The following is a 21,617-nucleotide window of genomic DNA, read 5'->3' on the forward strand; positions in this document are numbered from 1 at the left end:
ACGCTGTGCATCGCGTGGGAAAAAGGCTGTCGATGATTTCAGGGTCAAGCTCTGCCTCAACTTCTGAACCTGTCGCCAGGTCTATGTCTGGCCCTCGCCATATCGCGCGCGGCGTGCCCAGGCGCGGGCTCGAGCCCACATATGGACACGACGGTCGAAAGATTGACGGACCCCAGCATTTCCGCCCTCTTCCGGCACTCCGGCAATTCGATCTTTGACGTCCAGCGTGCGCAGTGGCTCGTCCAGGATGGGGAGCGAAGGAGACACCGATATCACACGCGCTTGCGCTTCGTACATCATCCTGAGGCTCGACTCGGAAGTTGCTCCGGCAGAGAGGCCATCCAAGATCGAGTTCCCTGAAGAACCAAAAAGCCAATCGAAATCGACGGCGCCGCCAAAGCCAAAAGTCGGGCTGGACGCGACCAGAAGTCCGATCTCAAACCAGAGTTCATTTTCGCCTGCGTCCTGGACGGTCAGCGCAAAGCCTTCGGGTTTCACGCTGTCGAATGAGGCCAATGGCAGTGTCGTATTGGGAACAGGCAACTCAAGCTCTTCACTCCCCCCCGTTGCCGTCAGCCAGCGACCTCTCCTTATCGACGCGCCCCACTCGGCATCCAGCATGAGGTCCAACTGCAGTGCAACGACTTCAGCCTTGGCGTTGGCAGGCCTTGTCAGCTCCAGGGGCTGCCATGCTCGTGCATCATCCGCACGCAACCCAATTTTGAGAGAACGCAAGTTGGAGCGCGCAATCTTCGCACCAATCACCCTGAAGTGAAGTGACAAACACCGATCGCCGGCGGTTTTCCCGATGGACATCAGATCAAAATATGAGAACCTGAATGCTTCAGGAAGTGCGGCACTCTGCCCTGGAATAAAACCGATGATCTGCGCAGGAACCTCGAACTCCACCAACCTCAACTTTGAGGCTTGCGCAAATCCATCTTTATCGTTGATTACAGTACTCACGCCTGTCAGCATGTGCGAGAAGAGCAGTTGCTCCACCGGTCGCCCAAGCCCCTCATCGAAAGTCGAGAATAGCGCGGCGACATGGCGTTGCGCATGCACGGGAAAATTCCCTGTGCTTTGACTGCTTCGAATCCATACGTCCTTGTCGCGATCAGCACGTGCAGTGCACATCACGGACAGCAATCCTTCTTCCTCTTCGGTGCCCCTAATGGCGACCATGCTCCTCACGTCGAGTCTGTCCCTGCCGTCTAGACCACCGACATTGACCATGTCGAAGTTCCGGTTGGTCCGCACCCAGTTCATCGCGGTTGGCTGACTGGCACTGGTCCTGACGCGGTTGTTCGGCGCCTGCATCACGAACATCGCCTTCGGCCCATCCGCTTGCTGGGGATCCGCGGGCAACACCGGAATCGACCAGTCGATGCCACCCAGCAATAGCGGTAGATTGCCGTGCTTCTGATGAGCGCGGTCATCCGATCGCGGCAGCAAGAACACGGAGAGCGAGGCATTTTGTCGATCAACCGGAGTGTGCATGAACGCCAAGATGGCCTTGCCTGCAATTCCTCCGGGTATACGGCACAGCACCAGCGGCTTCGGATCAGGTTTCAATGTCACCTGTTCGCTTGGATCCGACGGCTTGACGTACAGCGCACTGAGATCCACCACGGCACGATCCACGAACACGACAATGTCAGGCCCATCTGGCTCGCACCAGATGGCGTTGATCGCCAGTTTGGCGGCGGCGTCCGCAAGTTCGATGATGACATCCTTGCCGCCTGTGCATGCGTGTTCGCTCCACCATGTGTCATCGAAGCTCACCGACACGTTGTCTTCGTCCACCAGCCAGACGGGATCCAGGACTCGGCGCATGGCAACGCTGACGAAATGCTCCTCCATGCCGACGGGCCCTTGGACGTGCCCTCCCGGCACGAGTTTTCTCGGATGCAACAGCCAACTCGAATTGGGAAACACCTGGCCTGTGCCATCCGTACGATCGAAAGTCAGGCCGAGAGGCCCTTCCGGAGCCAGCACTGTCAGTTGCGCCTCCGCGGCAGGCATCGCGGAGTACGACAGGCGCGGGTCGGGTCCAACCTCCTTCCTCAGATCGAGCGCACGCACGCGGTCATGCGGGTTGCCGGTTCCCTCCAACGATGCACCGCCATAACCCACGCCAGTTGTCACCTCTGACATGACACGCTCGGCAAGTCCGCCATAGGCGAACGGCTCGTCATGAAGAATGGCCGCGATCGGTGGCGTGCCGTCGACGTCGAGATCGGGCGCTACGGTCAGCGGCATGAGCGCCCTCAATTGCGGCCGCGGCATCTTGATTGCACCTCGATCCGCCAGCATCACCACTCGACGCCAATGTTCGACGTTGGACGGATCGCCAGGCGCGCGTTCTCGCCAAGCCTCGCACTCGGCATTGGAGCGCAGCACCATGGCCCCCGCATACCTCGACCGCAGCACCAAACGATGGCGGAACCAGGTCGCCGTCGGCTTGTCCCACCTCACGGTGATCAATGACGTCTTGTGGCCCAGCGTGGAGAGCTGCGTCGTCTTCACTTCCACATCCGAATCGAGGCGTCGATGAAATGCCTGCAATTCGAATGCAACAACCTCCCGTCCGGCGTCACCTTTGGAGCTGGGTACGAATGACACGTCTCCGTTGATCCTGTGCAACGCGCCATGACGCGTCGGCCATTGGTCGACAGGCATGCCCATGAAGCGCCACCGCTGGGTTTGCACATCAATCCATCCCAACTGACGCCAGGCCCAGTCCTGCACGCCAGGTGTCGCTGCAAGTTCGTACTGGCGAGATCTCCCACCATAGTGGTCAACTATCCTATCAGTATGCTTAGTCCAATCCTGCCGCGTCATGCGCCACGGATCTCTACGGACCTGATCGCGCATCACGGGCATCGGCTTCTCAAGCGTAATCATCGCTTCCGCAAGCAGCGATGCTCCGTCGAAGAGCAGCCCTTTCACATCTCCTTCACTACGGCCGGTGACGTACTGAAGCAGCCTTCGATCGATGACGCTGACGCCCTCACCCTCATCGAAGAGCGCGTCGTCCACGATAGGTCGAACCCTGAGTTGCACAGTGAGCCCCTCGGGCACGCGAACGCCATTTGGCGACAAGTCGTTGCCAAGTTCCCAGGCAAGCACGGCGTCCTCCTGAGCCGAACACGTCGCTCCAAAACGCCTTGAGTACCGATCATCAATGGCCGCAAGCACACGCTCAAACTTCTCGGGTTCGAACTTCGGCGGGTTGTCATGGGGACTCATCCCAAGAACCTTGGCGAACACATCTGCCAACACCTGACCGAGTGACGGAATTGATATGCAACGTTTCAGTGCGGGGAAACTTCCCTTGAGCGCATCAGGACTGTTCCTCATACAGTCCACTGGTGCGACTTCCAGTTGGACGCCCGTCACGGCCGGATCCGGCAGTCGATCCATCAACGCTGCAAGCCGCTCGTATCGCTTGAAACCCCTACCGATCTGGCAAGCCACAAGACAGTTGCAGAAGTACTCGACCTGTTTTGGAGGCAGCGAAGCGAATACCTTTTTCTTCAGAGATGGATTATTGATCCAGCGCTCGAAATCCTGATATCCAACACGGGGGAACCCAAGCAACAGGCCGGCGGCCGTACCGAAAGGGGCAAGCCACGCGTCACCCAGTCCGAGCAGCAGCAGCTTCTCCGGGATCGGACGTGACGCAGCGGCGTGACCCTTCATGTCGCCCGAGGGGTCGTCCATGCTGATGCTCGCCCCAGGTTCACTTGAATCGAAGCGCAAGCGCAACCAGACCGAGTTCCGGGATGACTTGAATGTCCTCGGAGTACTTCCGTTCAGGCTGACAGTGAATTCACCGCCCGCCGTTTGTACGATCGCGACAGCGGCACTCACCACTGCACCCGGCGCCAGCGCCAAGGTCAGATTTCCGATGACACTAGCAGTATCCAGCGAGGCGTCTGGCGACTCCATGACAGCACATTGGAACTCGCCCTTTTGCTCACCCCAATTCCAGATATTGCGCAGCGTCAGCCGTACATCCTGACCGGGAATGGATGGCAGCGGAATTGCGCCGCTACCGTCCGTATTCCTGAAGACATCCAGAAACGGTGCGTCCCCTGCCGAAAGTGCGATCCGAGGATAGTCCGCGCTCAACGGTTGTACGTTCTTTGGAGCCACTCCGATCCGCTTGCGGTCTCCGACCTCCGCAATGGTGGTCTGACCGATCGCCGTCGTTCGCGCATATGGCACACGTGTGAGAAGTCCGTCCGCAGGAAATTCGATTGTGGACTCCGGCCTCCACGGCAGATCATCTTGCAGCCAAATCGGCAGCGATCCTGATCGCCCCACAGCGTGCGCGACCAGTTCGAAATGCGCGCCATAGGCCAATTCTGGCGCAGGCTTGAACTGTGGAGCGCGCGTCCTTTCAGGGTAGTCCGTTTCGAACATGGCCCCGGGTGATTCAGGTCTGAAAGCGGCGCTTGAAAATGGAATGCCATCGTAAGTCTGGAAGAGGTTTCTTCGACCATCATCAACAGTTGTCGGCAAAGGCTGCATTCCGATAGCTGAGAAAACCGCTTCGACCTTGGTATTTTCATCTGACGGAGTACTTTCAGCGACCTCGATCTCTGCCAGATTGGCATAGGACCACGGCGGTCTGTTGCCCTTGTTGGTAAAGCTCCTCCGCATCAGCAACGACATGCCTGCAAACGCTGCCGAGAACTCATCGGCCTCTGTTTCGCTGTCGTCCGCTGCGGGGTCGACCGCGATGTGGATGGCCAGGGGACGTGGCGAAGAGTCTGGGATGAATCTGTCACCGGCTTCCGGAAAGATCTCGACGAGGACACTGGCCTGCATGTTGTCAGCCAACGCACTCAAGGCGAGCTTTGCCGTCACCGGCTTCGACGGACCGTCTTGAAAATCGTCTGGAACGCTACCTATCTGAGCGAAGAATTCAGCTGGCCGGGGCACTGGCAAAATCAAGGCAGACATCAACGTTTGCATCATCGCTGGAACTGTTCCAGCATCAGCACCCGTCGCGGTTTCAAGGCCGAAACGCCAATGCCAGAATCGCCAACCCGCAGCGCTGGATCTGAGGTTCGCCACCTCCATGGGACTGTTGTTGCTTACGCCCTTGACCAAGAGGTCTGCAAGCAGCGAACCAGCTGCTTGTCGCGCCACCAGCGCGCCATTGATCTCCGAGCCAAGCTTCTTCTCAAAGGCTTGGAGAGCAGTTTCAAGCACATCCTTTGCGCCATCGTCCCCGGTACTTAACGCGCCTTTTAGAAACGCAAGCAGGCGCTCGAGAACAGCGGGTTGTCTCAGCAACAACATGAGAGCACGCTCCACGCCTGTCTCACCGATGAGCCGCTCGTTGAGATCCGCTAGGTTCCGTTCAAGCTCTCGTGCCTGCTGATCAATCTTGGGCGCGTCATCTAGTTGTGCAGTCTGGATACCCTGCCAGCCTTCCACGGCGGAGATCCAGCTATCTTGCTTCGCGAAAGCCTTGAGCAACAGCCCCAGCCAGGTCTCCTTCGCCTCACCCGGCTCTTCGATGCAAAGTTTGGAGAGCACTTCTACAAACTGGCCGGTACTATTCGCTGCCTGGGCGTTGATATCTTGCACCAAGGCATTGACACCCGCTCTCAACGCCGCACGCAGCCTTGCTCGATCGACAACAGAACCATGGCTGGCCTCGGCTTGGGCCAGAATCAGATCAAACAATGGCGCCAATAGAGGACCATCGCGCAGGGTTCGGCCAGGCATGCAAAGCGCGAGCAGCAGCGGATCTAACGCTGACGCCAAGGAAGTAACTGCACGCCACGCCAATCGACGAACGTGCTGCGTGTCCAGCAGCGTGTGCCGTGTCGCCGCTTGTCTGCGCTGATCGGCATCCTGCAGGCCCAACAGAGCACCGTCACCGCGCCAGCGGAACTCACCTGCGGCGACAAAGCCGGTGAACAGCGATCCAGCGCGTTGCTCGAACCGCTGCAATGCCGCGTGCACGGCCGCCGTCTCGTCAGATCCCTTGCAGAATCCCGTTTCGTGACTGACGTTGGTGGAGGGATCATCAAGGACAAGTCGCCGAATCAGCGTCATTCGACAGCGACGAATGCCGCCGGCGGACGAGATCTCGACGTCAACCTCTCCGGGCGGATTGCGATTCGAATCGAGCTCTACGTCATAGGTTTCTTTCGGAGATTCACCATCAAAACGAGGAACGATGGCCAGGATAGCTGAATCTGTGGGATCGCTTGGAAGCTTTGAAAATGGAATACGCAAAACAAACGAAAGATGCAACGCCTGTGGGAGCGGGGCCAGTCGGCTTGCCGTCGCAAGGATGACATCCTGCGCGCAGATCAAGTGATCGGTCGCGACGTGCTGCGAGCTATCGGCGTTGAAGCTCGTGAAGAATGTCTTGGCGCCCGACTTCAAGAGCGGATCGTCTGGATACGCGCCCAGCCATTCGGAAAAGTGCTTCGAAAGCGCGCTATCGAATTCCTCCGACAGAAGCTCCATGCCGTTGACCTCATGCATGGATAGCTTGTCGGCTTTCAACTGGTAGATGACAAAGTTTTCTGGGGAGTTGATCTCCTGCAGTCGCGACAGCAGCAAGACGAGCTCGTCGCGGGCCTTGACCTGGTCAACTTCATCCGTTCCAACGGAGAGGCGCACGGAGAATCCACGCACGCCATCCGGATGAAATCCAGCAGGTTCTTCCTCGCAATAGCAGTTCAATGACCAGACCATGTCGTTACTCCTTCCGTCCATTGGCAAGCTTCATGGCTTTGCGATAGTCGACTTCTGAACTTATGCTCGACGAGCTCGTGGTTTCGCTTTTTCCGCCTGTCATACGGTACTGAGCTTGGCCACTGGCTGATATCTTGAAGAATCTCGAGATTCGAATCGAAATGCTGAAACTTCCCGTCGCATCGATGTCGCCGTTCTCGCGATACGCTAGGCGCAACATCACCGTGAGGCACGCTGAAGCGATTCGCAGCACATCCACGACGCCGACGATCAGCACGATGACCGAGATCGTCACGCCGCCACCAGATCGGCGCATCAACTTCCGATAGGTGAGTGCAATACTGAAGGTGATCGCAACCGAGCCCGTGCAACCCGCAAATGCGAACGCCAAGGAAGCCGATCCCCCAGCACCGGCATCCACGACAACCATCAAGTCGTCATTGAACGGCCGGTACTCGACATCCACCGTGAGCCAGCCTGTGCCACCGATAATGAACACCGTGAACAGAAACGGAAGCTCGGGTTTGGCCAGTGAAAACCGGTTGGACAGCAGGAAGTCCGGGTAAGCAACGAGTTGGAACTGGTTGTTGATCTGGATGTTCTGAACGCCACTGGTGCCAAACATCAAGCTCATCGGCGGCATGGTGAACAGGTGTTCAAGGCCGACAGGAAGACCATTCTCTTTGACGATTCTCAATCCACCTATCTCGTCGCCAACGATCGAACGAAGCGTGTTCTGTATGAACTGGAGCCCCGGATTGAGCTTGATGTTCTTGGCGTCGAACTCCACCTGCAAGCCGTTGGCCTTGTCATAGTTCACCGCGGTCTTTTGCAGGGTCACCATCGTCTGTCCGCCGACGACGGCCGCAAAGTCCGCCTGCAGCGTTGAGCTGCCTTCCTCGACCACACCGTCCTGCGTCGCATCTATGCGCAGCTGTCCGACCAGGTTTGCATTGAGGATATCTAGCGTGAATGGGCCGAAACTGAACAGCGATCGTCGTCCCTCAAGTCGCACGTTCATGTCGACCTGTACCCAAGCTCTCATACTTTTCTTGTCGAAGCCGTGGGTGACCTTGACCGCGTCTCGCATGGACTGCGGCATGGGATAACCCCGGCACATGCGTTCAAGCTCTGCTCCGCCGCACTTGCGCACGATGTATCCGATGTCGAACTTCGATGTGTCTAGCGCCTTGAGGTAGCCCTCAATGCCTGAAACGGGTAGACACAGGCCCATCGCCTTCAGTCCGTCTCCCATCCTGCCGAAATACGCCTCCACCGGCGTGACATCAATGTACTTCGATGCCTTGTCGAAGTAGTAGCAGATCTTCGCCTTGCAGAGATCAAGATTGGGCAGTTCGGGGCCGGCACCGTAGGCTGCCAGCGCACTCAGGACATTGCCTGGCATCGCCAGAACACCGCCCGACCCGAGATTGCCGATCGCGGAGATGACATTGTCGGCGTAGGCACGTGTGATCTCTCCTGCTGCCGAAATGTCATTGCCGAAACGACGAATATCGCGATCGAAATTGTCGAATTCCCTGGTGAACTCGAGGTACCTTTCCAAATTCTCAAACGGGTCGAGGACGCCTCCGAGAAACTTCCCGAACTGCGAATCCTCGATCTGCTTGACCATATCTTCGAGAAATTTGCCAGCCTCCTTCTCAAGGTACTTCCTTGCATCCTGAACCCCATCGCTGAGGCCTACACATGCATCATGGATCGGTTTGGAGAAACCTTCGATGAGTGCTTCAGGCGCTCGAACCACCGTCTCGATGCGGTCGACGGCATCCGAGGCAAGTTCGAGAAGAACCTGCCTTTGGCGCCCGACGTTCAGCGGTGCAGACCATGCACCAAGCTTACTGCTCACCAGATCGTCCAGAATCCGCTGGAATGCCTCATCCAGTGCGGCCTGGAGCTTGTCCGGCGACAAAGCACTCTCGAGGTTTTCCACTTTGGCACGGGCATCAGAGATTGCCTCCTCAGCCACGTCCGCCACCTCATCCACCCATCCATCAACGGACCTGATCAGCCGGTCGATCTCGGCATTCGTTTCGTTGACGATCTGGTCGATCACTGCCGTCTGCTTGGAAGCTGCATCCAGCATGCGTGTCACGCCCGCTTGGACATCCACCTTGATGGCCGTCGTCCCCGACTTCAGCTCGTCGAAGATGACCGCCCCAACGCCACCGAGTTCGCTCTCGATGCTCTTGAACAGCTCGTCCACTTCGGCCCGAGCAAGCTCGAGACCGTCTCGCGCAGCCGCGGCGGCCTTCGCGACGACATCACTGACGTCGCTCCCGAAATCCTCATACTGAATCGGGATAGCACTAAGGAGCTTCTCCGACTTGCTGAGCGCATTTTGGACAGCATCCGCAGCGGCATCGATCCTGGGCTTGAACGTCCCCAATTCATTCTTGTACTTCTCGGCGAGCGCCCTCAGCTTGTCGATCGGGCCACCCGACGCGACCAGATCGGAAATCGAGGCCTGAAGCTCGGCAACGATCATGAGTCGCCGCTCAACGGACGGGCTGCGCATCAAAGATCTGAAGCGACTCTCGCCCATGATCAACTGTTGCAATGCCAGTGAAGCAAGGCTGCCGAGTTGCTGCGCCAGTCGATCCAGCCCCCCCGCGAGATCCGCGCATGCATCGTCAACGATGCCCTGCGCCTGCGCCTGAATCCGGTCAAGGTTGGCATCCACGGATCGATGGAACTCGGCAACACGCAACGAAGACCAAGGTTTCGATGCGTCGATCGATTGCCTGGTCGCAGCTACTCTCGCCTTCGCAACCACGAGCTCCTGCTTGAGCTTCACGCGCACTTCAGAGATGGATCCACGCGTCGCCTCGAAACCACGGTACAGTTTTCCAACTTCCACTCCCGCCGCCGAGAACAGAGGCTTGATGGCTTCCGAGAACGGCGCATGCATCGCACGGATGAGCTCCTCTCTTGTCGCGAAAACGAGATCTGGCGTGCTTAGCAGACGGGCGATCTCCGATTCCCAGGCCTGGACCTCCTGCATGATCGCCAGACGCTTGCCCATGACGGATGTTTTGAGATCACCCTTCAAGCGTTCGCACACTTCGGAGCCCTTGAATAGACCCGCGATACCGTTGGGAACCACCGCTTTGAGATGCTCGTCAAGTGCTTTGCTTGACGCCCTTAGCTTCTCGAATCGCGTTCGCAGTTCCTCCTCCATCGACACGCCCAAGGCGCTGTACTTCTGATTAACCGCCGTCCGCAGATCCTCCAGTTGTTTCCTCAACTCTCCGTCCGGCACCTGGGTCCGCGGCATGTCCTGCCACTTCGCCATGAGATCCGACAGTTCGACCAACGCAGCAGGACCGCTTTCAAGCTTCTGCCCCTTGCGCCAAATCGGGTGAAAATCCCACTCACCATGCACGCCAGCCGACAGCGCGTCCGCCGATTTCAACACCTCAATCTTCTCCTGCACACCAACAGCGCTTGTGCTGGTCGGACCGGATCGCATGAAGGTCACGGACTCGACCGCGGCATAAACCGGATCATCGCCCCGATGCGCATTGACGACTGCGCGTTGCGCTGGTGGCGAAAGCAGCCATGTGAACGCTGCATATCCTTTCGGTACACGCTCGGCGCTTTTCGTCGAAGAGGATTCCAAGGCCTTGGCGTCTTCGCTTCTCTCTTCGAATGCTCCCGTCGGCCGGACCATATTGATGTAGTCGACACCCAGTGCCGCCGGCCAGATGTCGGTTTCATCGGTGGCGCCCGGCGTGGTGTCGGCATAGAAGTACAGTGCTTCTGGATTCAGGCACTCCTGTGCGCCTTCCGCATCCGCATCCCGGCCTTCCGCCGCGCAGAGAAACGCGACATCCGGCATCCGGTACACCTGTGGTCGGATCAGCGCGGCATGGCGGTTCCACAGCGGAATCTTCCACCCCACATCGCCCACGTCCTCGCCCCAGAGACTATCCACTGGAATGATCGGGTTGTTGAAACGCATGCCGCGCATGAACGCACGCGTCTGTGCATCCACGTTCGGAAAATCGGGATAGCGACGTTCGTTCTGCATGACTTCGACGAACTCGCTGACCTTGCGCAGCACCGGCCTGCGTGAACGGGGGCCACGAAGCTTGTCGTCATTCTCGACTTCCGCCGAATCTGGAGCGAACTGGGCCGATGGATTGACCGTCCGCTCATAGATCACGACATGTTTGGCGCGATGCCACCAGGCACCGATGCGGCCGATGACCTCCACACGCTGGCGCTGCACATAGCCGCCTCGGGTCTCCGTGATGATGGCCACACGGTTGCCGCAGAAGCGCACGGTCTGATCGGCGTCTCCGCCGAGGGGTGTCAGGGCGATCGACTCAATGGATCCACCGGTTGCAGATGGCGCATCCAGCACCATGTTGAGCACGTTTCGCGACTCGATTGGCCACAACGCCCCCCCGGACAATCCCAGCGGGTGCAGTCGCGGCGAGAGGCCAAGGACGCGCTGCTTGGGCTTCGCGGGTCCTTCAGCCATGCCGGGATCGAGTTCGGCAACAGCCGGCCTGTGCAGCGCGGTTGATCGCAGCGCGAAGCTCGCGCCGCGCGTGAAGCGGGCGGGCGCAAACGGCATAGTGCTGTCCGGATCATCGGCCCAGAACTCGAGGCGCTCCGGTCGGCTCTGGAATGCCGTATGCAACAGGTTCCAACGGGTCTCCAAGCCATTCGGATCGTCGGGCGCCTTGTCGATGATACGTCCGGTCAACGCCTCGATTTCGGCAACCCGCGCGCGTCGTGCGGGACCACGCTCCAGATCTGGTCGAACGCCGACAGCCAGACCGTATACAAACTCGCCTCGAAAGGCATCGAGTGCGGCACCAAGCCCCTGTTCACCACGTTGACGGAAAATGTCGCCGCTGGCCCATTCGGGCAAGACAAAGCTGCGCCGCACATCGCCCGGGCGAATCCAGAGTTCGGCAGGAGGAGTCAGCCTGAATTCCACCGCGCGCCGTGACAAACCGGGCAACTCATCATCGGGCACGTCGGGATATGGGCGGAGGAACTCGGCGCCATCCATTTCCTGATCATGCAGCTCGAGCCGGCGCGGCTTGTCCATACTTTCGCCGATAGACTGCGGCGCCATGGCGTAGGCATAGACGCGTGCAACCTGCTTCAGCAACCACACCCCCGTATCGCTGTCGTAGGTGGCGACGGCAGCATTCTCCTGGGCACCACGAGTCTCCAAGGGCTGCGAATGGAAACGATGGAAGGCAAAGGGTTGTTCAGATAGCAGCACCCTTGGCGAAGCACCGGATTGGCGAGATTGGACGCGCTCAAGCAATTGCACCGTCAGCCGCCGCTCAGACGAGGCATCCCAGCTTTCCGCGACGATGATTCCGAAATCTCCCTGCTCGCCCTCGCTCCGAAGGATCAACGGCTGACTGCGTCCGGTTCTGTCGAATCTGGGCTCATCAACCCCCACAGGCTCAACCTGTCCGATTCCGAACGACAGCTCTACGCGAATGCGGGCCAACGCCGTGGAATTCTGCCCAATCGGCTTGCGATATCCGATCCGCAAAAGGGAGGGATTGCTGTCGTCGAAAACGCCATGCTTGTCATTTCGCCGATGCGTGAGGACAACGCCCCCAAGCACAGCCTTTTGCAATCCATTTCGATGATCAGCCTTGTCGATGTCCTCGAATTTGAGGACAAGGAAAGTCGCCTTCGCAGAACCTTGAACGGCACAGTGAGCCAAGCGCAGCCGCGAGGACGCCCGCAGGTCCCACAATGGCCAGCGCGTCTGAAACTCGAGCTGCGTCAGTTCGACGGCATGGCCGTCGAAAGCTACATCCTTGGTTTGCAAACTGGCCCAGAAGCCTTTGGCCAGTGAATTGGCGCTATCGCCTTGCTCAAGGACGGGCTGACCAAGCTCAAATTCGGAATCCGTCTGCTTGGGATTCGCCAGTCCGGAAAAAAGACCGAAATGCTTCGTGCTCTTGCCGCCTTCGATCAGGGAAATGTGGGGCACGACCGACTGTGGCTGCGGCCCCTGGTTCTGCCTCAGTGCATTGTGGCTTGCACGTGTTGCCGCAAGGCCGTTTTGCACAAACCAAGACAGGCTCGGCGCAGCACCCGCAAATGGCGGTGCTTCATCGCTCGTTCTTGTACCATCAAATGCTTGCCCACTGCCAACCGTCACGTCCACACGATCCAAGATAGCGGGCTTTAGCTTCCACCCATTCTCGTCTGGGACACGCCCCCTGAGGATGGCCGCTGCGTAAAACTGCCCGCCGAGCGAAACCCACTCATCCGGTTCGGCTCGCACGCGAAACTGGACTTGATCAGGGCGCACCCGTAGATCCGATTCATCTTCCAGGATTGCGGCAGATTGGCGCACCAGCTTCAGTGCAAAGCGCTGGTGCACCGCAAATCCACCGCCGGCGGTGGCCTCTATTCTCAAGCCTGGAAATGGCCTCTGCCTCCCGTCTCCGCCTATCCGGCCCTTCGCGAACGCCACGGACGGGCTTGTATCTCCATCTTGAGCAACCGCGATGCCCATCGCGGGCAGTGCCCGACAAAGAAGTGAGTCAACGCTCGGAAACAATGTGGAAGCGTCTTTCAGCGCAAAGAGGGAGATATCGCATTCGCCAAGACGTTGGACGGGCGTGCCGGTAACCGGAACATCATTCTTCCGAGGTCCGAACATCAGTGACTCGGCGACTGCGCCCTTACCCCAGTTTGAAAGATCATTTCTAGCAAGGGTAGATTTGTATGTCGCGCCGAGCGGGCAGCACGCTCTACCTGACTGCCATTGGGGGTCGGTGGCGGGAAGTGGCACCAGAATCCCCAGATCCAACTGCATCTGCGAGTTGGATTGATAGTCACCGCGACCAATCTGGACACTGCTGTGCAGATCTCTGGGGCTCCCCCCATCCTGTTCGGGGACCGTTCGATTACGCACGAGTGGCAGTCTCAGGCTCGGCGATGGGATAGCACCTTCATCCGTAGCAGTCGCCTCGAACTGCTCTAGCAAGCGAATACCTTCGAAGCGCAGTTTTCCAAACTCTCGCCGCCAGAATCTCGGAGCGTCGTCAAAGCGATAGATCAGAGTTCCGTCATGCGCTACGCCCTCAAAGTCCTTGATGAGGTCAGCATCTTCCCTTCGAAGGACCTGCACGAGTTTGTTGACCTGACGCTCTTCCGGTCGTAAAGGCTTCCACAAATTACCGGCCTCCACCTCTTCGTCTGAAAAGGCCGCTTTGGGCACCCATCGGACGCAGGCAACCCACACGCTGCCGTCGCGTTGGTAGTGGATCTCAACGAGTCCTTCTCGGGTGCTACTTTTTTCAGATGCACTCGACACAGGTGGCCACGCAAATTCGCCCACAAAGCGGAAAGCCAGAAAGTGATCCATGCTCGGCTCCTCAGTCGGTTTCATAGCATTGCGACATCTATCCTCATCCGAGATAGACGACACTTATGGCTTCACGGTGTAGCAACGTCGAGATGCGACCTGCGCGCTCGCGTGGGATAGATATCGGGTGGCGAGAGATCGCACCCAGGAAGTTCTCTGGCTTTGGTCGACGCGAGCCGAAGCGGGGACTACGTTATCCGTCGACTTGCGTATGTAACGCTGTCCCGCGAACCAGAGTCCCACGCCCAGTTGACGGTCTTGTTGAAGCCCGCATTGGCAGGATCGTTGAGCTTTCCCCAGAAGGCGAACGGGTATTTGCCGTGCGCGAGAGGGCTCCCGGCCACGACGATCACGACATGGCCATTTCCGGCTTCTTTTCGCGCGCCGACCACGAACTCGCCCTTTGCCGCGGCTGCGGCTGCGCGCTGACCCGCATCTGCGTCTGCACCAAGTACCGTCCAGCCATTGGACGCGTTAAGCTGGTCGACGATGTCGTTCGCCTGCCCCGTAAGCGTGACCGAAAAGTCCTGAGCAACTGCCTTGGCGAACGCAGAGCAGTCCCCGGCATTGGCCGGGAGTTTCAGCAGGCGATCGCAGCTTTGCTTGACGCGATCTGCAGCTCCCAAAGCGTTCGCGCGCTCGAACGCCGCCACCAGGTTGGCTTCGGTTAAAGAAGCCGTGTTCGCGCTCGGCATGCCCTTGGGCAATTGCGTACGGATGAATCCTTCGATGAAATCGGTGCCAGCGTAGCCGATGCCGATCACACCAAAAAAGATCTCGGGTGTGATGTTCGCTGCAGCCCCGGGCTTGAACCCGGTGATCGTGAAGATTCCGACACCGCCCGCAATTGCTCCGATGAACAAACTGAAGACGAGGCGTCCGACATCAAGGCCGTCCGAACGCAATGTAGATCCTTGGGCTGCCGCCTCTTCGCTCGCTTTCTTGATTCCGACAATGGCGCGAAGGCCTTGTCCAAATGCACCTGCGATCGCACCAATAGCGACGAGCTGCAGCAAGTCGTTGCCGTTCATAGCATCCCCCCATCGTTAGGCTTTGTGAAATTGATCTGCCGTCAATACCGCGCCGAAAGAACCCTCTCGCCGAACGGATTCAATCACACGATTCGGTCTTGTCAAAGGAATTTGTGACGAATGGCCATGCGTCGAAATTGACACGCATCTGACACCAAATCGAGCTGGGTCGACTGTGTTTGCAATCAATACCTTAGCCGATGCAGCGCGATCATGACCCTTCGCTGCGGAAGACGGGGTTTCATGTCACCGTACCACGGCGTACTCGCCGTCAAGGGCTGCGCATGCATGCCGCGCGCAGGTGGCCGCTGGCCTTCAGCGCCCCTGTGACGGCATGCATTGTGTTGAGATTTCGTGGACCGAGTGTGGGCTCGATAAAGGACGGCCGTCTATCAAAAAATACCAGTGTGCTGCCAGCCAGCAGGATCGCACCACGTCCTCAAGGAATCTCACCGCTGAACTCCTCAAAGCTGGAGTAAGACCGATGGCCCTTGGCGGAGTTCGACTTGGCGATGCGCGTCCTTCCAATCCGGTTCTGGAGATATGTGCACAGGACATCGAAATCCCCCATCGAGAGAAGCCGCCAGGGCGCACGAAAATTCGTCTCAATGTTTTTCGATATCGCGCCATAACTGAACTTTGTAGCGCGAGTGGTGTCCGCGCTGGCAAATTCGTTGTAGCGTCCAATCAGATGTTGGATGTATCTACTGGCGCGTTGGTCGGCTCCTATGGTTCCAGGCGGGGCTTGGACCTTCACGGTTTGTCGAGTCGCCTTTACAGTGACCGTTTGCGCCAAGATCGCTCCCGGGCTGTTGATCGCGACATTGCCCGAGTTATGGTGGATCTCGATTCTTCTCAGATCGTTGAGAAGTATCTTCGCAAAGAATCCGTCGGTTGCCTGCTCAGGGCGACCCGCCTTACTTTCGTGCATTTCCTTGACTTCCCGCAGAATATCCACCGTATAGACATCCGGCTCGGAATCCACCACCTTGTGATGGCGCCGGCATAGAAGGACCAGGTTGTCGAAACCATGCCGGTCCTCTTCCGCTCGGGCCTGGTCGAATCTCGGGCCTCCGGCACTTTTTGCCTTTATGTGGCAGATTTCACCAGTGATGGTGCCAGCGCTCTCGACGATGGGCAGCGGACAACCGGGGAATGCGCAGACATTGCCGGACATCGCAAAAAGTCTCTTGATCGTCTTATCAGTCAAACCTGACACGCAGCCCCCTTGAACATTGAGTGAGTCGAATCAAACTTCCCCTGCAGCGGCGACTTGCGTCGCTCAATTTCTGCAAACGAGTGAATGCGTCGAATGTAAGTCTCAAAAATCCGGATCCACCCCAAGACGACGGATGAGTTCCTGCTGCAGTTCGAGCGAGGACAGTTTCCTCTTGCCCGCGTCGGTCTTTACATAGACCTCTTGCCCGCCGGTGGCAAAGAGCAACGTGCGCCTTATCGATGGGATACGCACCTCAACGACGTACAAGTCATCAATCCGGGCCGCTCCGTCGCTAACCGGGTGGAGCTCCACTCGATATGCCGTTGGAGCGATCGGAGGAACAATCTGATGCAGACGCTCAGTGACGATCCGTCGTAATTCATCGCACTCTTTCTGACGCAATTCAACACCAATGATGACGCGATCCTCATCGCGGACTCCCCAGAAGATTGCGCCCTCTTGCGGAACACCCGCATTCAGAAAGGCAACGGCGTACTGATCCACGACACCCCTGATGGCGCCAAGTGGGTTTCCACCTTTGACCTCCTTGAACTCACAGGTGCGGTTCTCCTGCTTGTGGAACGTCGCTCCCTTGACCCACTGGAACTGCTTCGGTCGCTCTAGATTGGGTCGGCGCGCCGCGTACAGATAGTTGTAACCTGCGAGAGAATTGTGCCCTTGAGGTGCCGAGACGATCTGTATTGAACCACTTCCGAGATCCCGGCCAGAAGACCCGACTACGATGACTTGCGAGTCTCTTGCGATCACTTCCAGTAGCCGGCATACGAAATGAACCACGTCCTGTGGGACGATTCTTCAGCGCCCCCCAATTATCGGCGCCTGGATACTTCACCTCAATGCTGAAGCCAACGAAATCGTCGGTCGCATTGCCTTCGTCAAGGTCGAAGGCGAGCAGAGCTGCTCCCTCACCCCGGTATAGCTTGAAAGTCAGGCCGTCGACGCTGGCCTTGCGCTCGAAGTCAGTGGACATCAAATCCCCTCCGTGGTCGGCCGAATTGTAGCTACCTCTAATTCTTCTCCTTACGAAAATTTGGGCAGCAAACGGCCATACCACGCTTTTAGCCAACTAGTGTCGAAACGTCAGCACCCGATCGGGATGTGGGCTAGCCTGTAAGGTGTTCTTTTGTTGGGCGAAATCGAGAAATCGAGGGCAATCAGCAACGCTCCTCTGGACGCAGCAAGGTGTCCCGCGACGCGAAAGCAGCAACTGCGCGGCCCCTCTGCCCTGCCACCTCCGTGCAGATGGAATCTGACTGCGGCATTTGGCCAACAGTCATCGCCTTCTGGAACTGCGACTGCAAATGCAAGTACCAGGAGTAGTCGCCTCTCGCGCGCGAAGCGGCGGTTGATGCGGCAATCATTCCTTCTTACGCCAGTTGCTCCCTAATGATGAAGGCCCAAACTTTGCGGCCAATGGCCTTCGTGGTGCGCTGCTCAAGTCATTCCTGCGGAACTTCTTTCCACAACCGCACAGCACAGGAGAGATTCGACGCACGCACAGGTTTGCTGACGGGTCATGAATACGACTTCAAAGGTGAAGATGGAGAATGGCCAAGCGCACGATGCCCTGCGCGAGAGGAACACGATTCGAGCCACTGTGGAAGCGCATCGCGACTTCGGGCACTCTACCGCAGCAAGGTTCCCGTAGAACAAAGCGTTTTCTGCGGGCGGAACCTATTTCGGCAATCCTCAACTGGCTCCTCACCTGCCCCAACTCACTGGATTCGATGTAGCGATTTCAACCTACGCCCTGCGTACAGGGGGGCTCTCCCAAAAATCCTCGCCATATCAACCAAGCCTTCGCCAAAATCGAAAAAAATGAAAACTTCCTGGACAACTATCACAGCAGAGCCGGCGTGCTCTCTTTCGCCAGCTTCTCCGACGAAGACATTTTTTGACACTCGAGACACGGATCGCCTTCGCCTAGCCTATACGCTCCTCAGCTATCCTCATCAGTATTGTCTGAACGTCGGGAACCAACAGCGGCTTCAGCGGCTGCTGCCACCATCTGAGGGCAGCCAGCGTTTGATAGCCAAGCTCATAGAAACGCAGGCAGCGCTCGAATCACACCTGCCATTGCCTTTCGCCGAAGTTTGGGACCGGCGCAATTCACTGCAATCAGGCTCCGTGCCAGTGACAACCTATGTTGGCTCAGCGGTTGCCGGAACCCACATCGACGAACTGTCCCGCATACTTGATCGCAGCCTCATCGAAGAGGCGCTTGAGGCGATGCCGAGTATTGCGACAGGTGCGGTCGCGCCGGACGGCATAGCCTTGGCAATCGCCAGTGCCTGGCTGTCGGAACATCTCGCTCTGGTGGCGCTTGGTCTCGCCAAGGTTGAAGTCGACAGCCCCAATCAAATTACCATCAAACCAAGTGGCACCGGCGCCATCGCGCACCTTAGACGTCTGTGGTTCGCTTCGGCCTTTGAGGAGCTATCCCTCAGGAAGGCTCAGATGAGTCTGGAGGTCTACGCCTATTTAGCAGCTGGTGGCCAAGACATTTCTGGTGAGGTCGAAACGGCATTCTTCCACGCCCTGTCTCTTTTTCCTCAACACTGGCGCTTGCCGGTTGAAGAGGGGCCGGTCGGAAGACTGATGGAAAACCACCTGTGGCCGCTGATCTTGCTCGCCGGTGCTGCTCTCCAAGCCGAGCGCGACGGTACTCGGCGGCCAATCCTTCGCGCTGATTTTCCCACTGAGAATTTCAGGATGGCGTTCGATGCCGTACTGAAAGACCAGACAAGTCGAAAATTGTTTGATCGAGCATTTGATGTCCGCAATGGTGGCCTGATCCTTGGACCGAGAAAACTTGCTCCCGGGCTCTTGTTGATCGCCGAAAAAATGGCCTACGAACTGCTCGGACCCAACTGGCACAACAAGGAACTTTCGAATACGCAAAAGAGATACCTTCTTGGCAGGCTGCGAGACATTCCGCACGTGCAGACCATCGATGTTGGAATCGAAAAGCACGACACTTCCGACGGGACGCATGTTGACGTTGACTTCTTCGTTCGCGACAAGCAACAAGGAATTCTTTTCGCTGTGCAGCTCAAGCACCTTGAGTACAGCGACAAAGGCGGCATGCGCTATTGGATCAGTCGCTTCGCTCACGTTGACAGGGGTTTGGCCTACGGTATCACCCAACTCGAGGCATTCAAGTCTTTGGCGAAATCAGATTCAAAGGTCAGGGAAAAGCTCCTTTCCAGCGGCATTCAATCAAATGAGCTTGACCATGTCGTTCCCGTCGTCCTGCACAATGTCGGTGTCATGGACTGCCTGGCGTTTCAGGAAGGTATTCTGGTTTACGACCAACAGACCTTTGTCAACGTTCTTGATGGACGTCCCGCCATTGGCGTGGGAGTTGTCGACGGTCAGGCAGTTCATTTTTCGCGCAAAGGGTCTCCGACAGCCTGTCGACTTGACGATCCCGACACGGTGATTTCGGCCTATGCCGGCGACCCTCATTTCGCCACTATTGAGCATTTCAGTGTTGCTGCTGACGTCACCAGGCATCTGTCCGTGCTCGGTTCCACGGTGAGGGCAGAAGGGTTGGGAATCTGAGCGGTGGGGGATGAAATGGCCAATGCGGTCGAGTTCTCGGTTTGACTTGCTATCTGCATCTTTGACTTCGACTATTACATCGACTCTACAACCAAGGATCCAAGTCATGCCATCAATGATGGACAGGTGGCATCAGCTTGCTGCTTATCTAAACACTTTGCTGAACGACAACCCTGAAGAGGCCGTGAGGCAGGCGCGTGAAATCAAGCTCGAGCCCGATACGGACGAGCACTTCAATCTGATGGGTCTGCGGGCCGCCATCCTTGTGGACGGAGGCGCATTGATCCAACAGCAGGATGCGATTGAAGAAGGAATCGCGCTGTTTCGTGAGCTTTACAACCGGTTTCCGATTGCTGACATCGCCTACAACCTAGCCAACGGATTGGTTTCCGCGACAAGCTCTCCGCCCAATGATGAGACTTGGTTGAACCACCAGGAACATTCCAGAGAGCGCCGCGCAGAAGCACGAAGGCTTTTCTGGAGAGTAGCTCAGGACGTAGATGCCGATCCACCACTGCGAACGCAAGCTTGGACCAACCTCGCCAACCAGTTCAGCAACAGCTATCGCCTTGGAGAAGCACACGATGGATGGCTTGCCGCCCTGAAGATAGATCCGGAAAACGGAGTTGCGGCAATTTGCGCGGCCCGTAATCTGCTCTGGCACTACGAGCGAGGCGGCTGCTCGGAGCTTACGCATGTTGAGGCCATTTTCTTGGCCAAAATTGCAGACCGGCATAGGGAGCGGGTAATCCAATACGCTGGCACACAGGTCGCAAAAAGGATCTCGGAATTCGCAAGTAAATTGGATGACCCACCCCCTCGATCACCTCACAGAGATCCCTTCATCAGTTGGGTAGAGCGTGAACGCCTGACACTCGCGCCAGTCGTCGAACTTGTCGATCCTAACTTGGGCACGCTGGACTGGCTAATGCTTCCTGGAATTCTGGAACGTGAATCGAATGCCGGCATGATGCCGCCGCCGGTGTTCGCCATGTTCAATATGCTGAAGAGCGACTACATCCTTGCACGGGACCTGCTATGGCGGGCTGTTGCAGAGGATGCGTGGCCAATAACTGGGCGGTATGGCGACACGCTCGACTACGCGACCTATGGCCCTGATGTGTCTGCACTGGTCCTGACACACCGAACTGCCCTTGACTTGCTCGACAAAATCGCCGTAACCGCGAACCATTACTTTGAGCTTGGGCAACCACCTGACAAGGTTTACTTCGGGAAGTTGTGGCGAGCAAAGCCTAACAAGAGCACCGGGGCCCACCCCCTTGCCGAAAAGGTGGAGAAGGCGATTCGTGGAGGCACAAGCGCGCTCTATGGCCTTGTTGAGCTTGCTGATGACTATGACGGCAGTGCAGGGATCCTGCGTTCTCAAAAGGACCTTCGAAATGCGGGCACCCATCGATTCGTGGTGCTGCATGACTCGGGCGATCCGGCGCTCAGCAGACAAGCGCCTGAAATCGAGCGCCACCAAAGGGAGCCGTTCACACAGGAAGTTCTACGTGCTCTACGTGTTGCCCGGTCGGCCATCCAAATGCTTGCGCTTTCGATTTCGCAACATGAAGAAAGTATGGAGAAGCGGACCAGCGGCATCATTGGATCCTTGATCGTCCCCGACCACGACTGGGTTCGTGGGCGGGACGACGAAGTCTAG

The 21,617-nt window shown here is 57.7% G+C and carries 7 protein-coding genes; 2 read left to right on the plus strand and 5 right to left on the minus strand.

Annotated features, from left to right (window positions below):
- Positions 1–81 precede the first annotated feature (81 nt).
- The 5 genes from KW832_RS12500 to KW832_RS12520 form a co-directional block, all read right to left on the minus strand.
- Positions 82–6,732, minus strand: coding sequence for a hypothetical protein (locus KW832_RS12500; protein WP_218300118.1), 6,651 nt, complete (start codon positions 6,730–6,732; stop codon positions 82–84).
- A 4-nt stretch (positions 6,733–6,736) separates the two neighbouring features.
- On the minus strand, positions 6,737–14,116 hold the full coding sequence (locus KW832_RS12505; protein WP_218300119.1) for a hypothetical protein: 7,380 nt from the start codon (positions 14,114–14,116) through the stop codon (positions 6,737–6,739).
- 188 nt (positions 14,117–14,304) lie between these two features.
- Positions 14,305–15,147 carry a hypothetical protein gene (locus KW832_RS12510; RefSeq protein WP_218300120.1) on the minus strand — a complete coding sequence of 281 codons (843 nt, stop codon included), beginning with the start codon at positions 15,145–15,147 and terminating at the stop codon, positions 14,305–14,307.
- Between the two features lie 439 nt (positions 15,148–15,586).
- Entirely contained in the window at positions 15,587–16,324 is a 738-nt protein-coding gene (locus tag KW832_RS12515) for an HNH endonuclease signature motif containing protein (protein ID WP_218300121.1), read from the minus strand.
- A 144-nt stretch (positions 16,325–16,468) separates the two neighbouring features.
- Entirely contained in the window at positions 16,469–17,134 is a 666-nt protein-coding gene (locus KW832_RS12520; RefSeq protein WP_218300122.1) for an ATP-binding protein, read from the minus strand.
- Positions 17,135–18,205: 1,071 nt separating this feature from the next.
- Here KW832_RS12520 and KW832_RS12525 point away from each other — a divergent pair.
- Positions 18,206–19,951 carry a hypothetical protein gene (locus KW832_RS12525; protein ID WP_218300123.1) on the plus strand — a complete coding sequence of 582 codons (1,746 nt, stop codon included), beginning with the start codon at positions 18,206–18,208 and terminating at the stop codon, positions 19,949–19,951.
- A gap of 106 nt (positions 19,952–20,057) precedes the next feature.
- On the plus strand, positions 20,058–21,617 hold the full coding sequence (locus KW832_RS12530; protein WP_218300124.1) for an LA2681 family HEPN domain-containing protein: 1,560 nt from the start codon (positions 20,058–20,060) through the stop codon (positions 21,615–21,617).

Source organism: Acidovorax sp. sif0632 (assembly GCF_019218805.1).
Classification (GTDB): Bacteria; Pseudomonadota; Gammaproteobacteria; order Burkholderiales; family Burkholderiaceae_C; genus Acidovorax; species Acidovorax facilis.

Bases quoted from the DNA above. Each gene is read 5' to 3' on its own strand.
- KW832_RS12530 (WP_218300124.1), top strand. From the start codon at position 20,058: ATGCCATCAATGATGGACAGGTGGCATCAGCTTGCTGCTTATCTAAAC.
- KW832_RS12505 (WP_218300119.1), bottom strand. From the start codon at position 14,116: ATGGATCACTTTCTGGCTTTCCGCTTTGTGGGCGAATTTGCGTGGCCA.
- KW832_RS12510 (WP_218300120.1), bottom strand. From the start codon at position 15,147: ATGAACGGCAACGACTTGCTGCAGCTCGTCGCTATTGGTGCGATCGCA.
- KW832_RS12500 (WP_218300118.1), bottom strand. From the start codon at position 6,732: ATGGTCTGGTCATTGAACTGCTATTGCGAGGAAGAACCTGCTGGATTT.
- KW832_RS12515 (WP_218300121.1), bottom strand. From the start codon at position 16,324: ATGTCCGGCAATGTCTGCGCATTCCCCGGTTGTCCGCTGCCCATCGTC.
- KW832_RS12525 (WP_218300123.1), top strand. From the start codon at position 18,206: ATGAAAACTTCCTGGACAACTATCACAGCAGAGCCGGCGTGCTCTCTT.